Consider the following 3,066-nt stretch of genomic DNA (forward strand, 5'->3'; position numbering starts at 1 on the left):
CACGCCTCGGGCACGCCGGCACCGACAACGAGCGCGCTGTCCGCCGTGCGCTCGTACGCGAACAGGTCCAGGGCGCTGCGGATGAAGTCCGATCCCACCCACGTGTGCGGCATGTCGCCGATGAACCGCGGCGACGTGGAGTCGCGGAACACGACTTCCGCCCAGTGGTTCCACGCCCGCGGCCGCTGGTGGCCAAAGAACAGGCCGATGGCCTCGTGCGCCCGCGCCTTCCACCCCAGCCGGACGAACGTGCCCACCGTGCGCCACTCGTACGGCGTGTAGCCGTCCCACGCCGCGCCGTCCAGCCGCGCGCGGATGCTCTCGTGGTAGTAGCGCTCGAACGTGTTCTCCAGCGCCCGCTGCGGCAGCCAGCCCAGCCCGCCCAGCGGATTCACGCCCACGGTCGTCGACGTGGCGTCGAAGTCGCCCAGCTCCACGCTGCCGGGGATGAAGTCGATGCCGTGCATGGCCATGGACGCGTCGATCGACGCCCGCAGGTCGCCGCGGAAGCCGTCGCGGATGGCGGCGAAGCGCGCGCGGTCCGCCGTGCGCCCCAGCACGTCCGCCACGTAGACGGCGTCGTCCAGCCCCTTGAGGACGAAGAAGTCGTCCCAGTACGAGTGCATCGGCTTGGCCGAGTAGCCCTCGTGGCTGATGGACTGCGGCACCAGCCCGTAGTACGCTCGCTTGTCCGGCGCCTGGTACTCCGGCGTCATCCGCTCGTGGCGCAGCGTGTCGATGTACGCCACGGCGCGCTCCACGTGCGGCCACATCCGCTGCGCGAACGCGCGGTCGCCCGTCAGCCGGTGGTACTCGGCGACCAGGTAGATCAGCTGGCCGTGGCTGTCGTGCTCCGGCACGGGGTCGGCGCCGCGCAGGCTCACGCAGCACGGCACGTAGCCGCTGGCGCGCTGGTGCGGCGCGTACCACTCGGCGAACGCGCGCACCTCGTCGGCGTGGCCCAGGCGCAGCAGGGCGGCGCTCGTCAGCGAGCCGTCGCGGATCCAGCTGCGGTCGTAGCTGCGCGAGCCCGGCTGGATGCTGGGCCCGTCCCGGTTGATGAGGATGTACGCCAGCTGCGAGCGGATGGTGTTCGCGATGTCCTGCCCGTGCATGGCTTCGGGCAGCCGCAGCGTGAAGCGGTTGAGCTCGCGCGCCCACGCGTCTTCTACCCGGCGCTGCTCCTGGCTCACCCGCGCGGGCTCTTCCGTGCTCCACGCCGGCAGGTCGATGGGTGTCGACGCCGCGTGCAGGGGGATCGCGATCAGCACGTCCTCCGCGCCGCGGGGGCCCAGCGGCAGCCCGTACCGCAGCACGGCGGAGCCAAAGCCGCGCGGGTCGTCCGCGGTGAACCGGGCGGGCGGGAGCTTGCCGCGGCGGATCCAGTCGGCGGCCTCGCCCTCGTCCCACGCGAACACCCCGCTGTCCCACGGGTTCGTGAGGGTCACGAGCACAGGCGCGCCGTTCACCATCACGGAACCCTGGTGGTGCTGGCTGGGCCGGTACTCGATCGTGTTCACCCGCGCCACCCCGCCCACGACGTTCAGGAACTGCCACGGCGGGTTCACCTGCAGCGGCCGCACGGCCAGGAACAGGTCCGCACTCACCGCCGTGTCCGCCTGGTTCTGCACGCGGTAGCGCACGTAGGCCACCGACCGCTCCGGCTCGCCCGCGGCAAAGCTGGTGATCTCCAGCGACACGGGCGCACCCTGCCAGCGCACCGTGGGCACGGGCAGGTAGCCGCGCGCCAGCGACGGCTCCGCCCGCACGTCGGCCCACGAGTACACCCGTCCCCCCACGCCCAGGAACGGCTCGACGGACGGCCCGCCGATCCCCGTCTCCACCATGCCGTCGGTGTTGATGGCGCTCTCGCGCGTGTCGCCGCTCACGCCCACGACCGTCCAGTAGCTCTGCTCGCCCACGAGGTAGCGCGGATACACGCCCCGCGGCGCCTCCTTCGCGAGGTTCGCGAAGAACGCGTTGGGCGTCTGCGACCACTCCGCCGGCTTGATCTCGATCTCGCGCAGGGCGGCCTCGCCCCGCACCCGCTCGTCGCCGTACGTCTGGTCGCGGGTAGCCGCGGGCAGGCGCAGGCGCAGATGGCGCGTTTCCGTTTCCGGCAGGTACAGCGCATCGCGCCCGCCGTTGCCGTTCGCGACGGTGTAGACCGGCTCCCACCGCGCGCCATCGTACGACGTTTCGACCACGTAGTCCGCGGCAAAGGCGGCGCTGTCCCAGTGCAGCACGGCGCCACCCATCTCGCGCTCGCGCAAAAAGTCCAGGGAAAGCGTGGCATCGCCCGGCGCGGCGCGCCACGCCGTCGTGGTGTCGCCGTCCATGGCGAGCGCGGCATCGCCACCGTCCGCCGTGCCCGTCGCGCGCACGGCGGGCACGAGCGTGTACGGCGCGTCCGGCTCGCGCGGGCGAAAGGTCAGGTCGTCGATCCAGACGGTGCCCTTTCCCCCCGTCCCCGCCGTGACGACGATCTCGATCTGCGCGACGCGGTCCATCTCCCCGCCGCCCCGCGGTCCCCAGGCGAACTCCACCTGCCGCTTTTGCGTGCGGATGCGCGTCCACGCGCGCGGGTACTCAAAGCGGCGGCGGTTCATCCACCACACGTTCTCGCCCGACGGATCGATGAGCTTGAACTCCAGGTCGTTCACGGGCGCGTCCGCGCGCATCCGCCAGGCGAACTCCCAGTTCCGCGGCAGGTCGATGGGGATGGACTTGCGGGCGATGGCGTAGCCGGTGCCGCCATGGAAGTCGAAGTCCAGGCGCATGCCCCGCCCCGCGTAGCCGCTGTCCTGCGAGATGCGCAGCTCCACCCCTTCGGACGGATGCGCCGTCCACCCGCTGAGCGTCTCGAAGTCGTCCAGCACGCGCGGCGCGGACGGCGTATCGGCGGCGACGTTCGATCCGACCATCCACGGCGACGCGTCCGCCGGCACCCCGGCCGGCGCGGAGGCGCGCGGAGCGGAGGCGGGACCGCAGGCGGCGCTCAGCAGGACGAGCGGCAGGGCGAGGCTCGCGAGGGAGAGGGAAATTCGCGGCGAACGCCGGGCGCCC

1 protein-coding gene is annotated in these 3,066 nt (G+C 72.4%); it reads right to left on the minus strand.

Features of this window, described 5'->3' with window-relative positions; all coding sequences use genetic code 11:
• Positions 1 to 2,924 (minus strand): discoidin domain-containing protein (locus VFZ20_RS14355; protein WP_329684587.1); only part of this gene is annotated, 2,924 nt, incomplete at its 3' end.
• Between the last annotated feature and the right edge of the window lie 142 nt (positions 2,925 to 3,066).

Origin of the sequence: Longimicrobium sp., assembly GCF_036280135.1 — a bacterium.
In the GTDB taxonomy this organism is placed as follows: domain Bacteria; phylum Gemmatimonadota; class Gemmatimonadetes; order Longimicrobiales; family Longimicrobiaceae; genus Longimicrobium.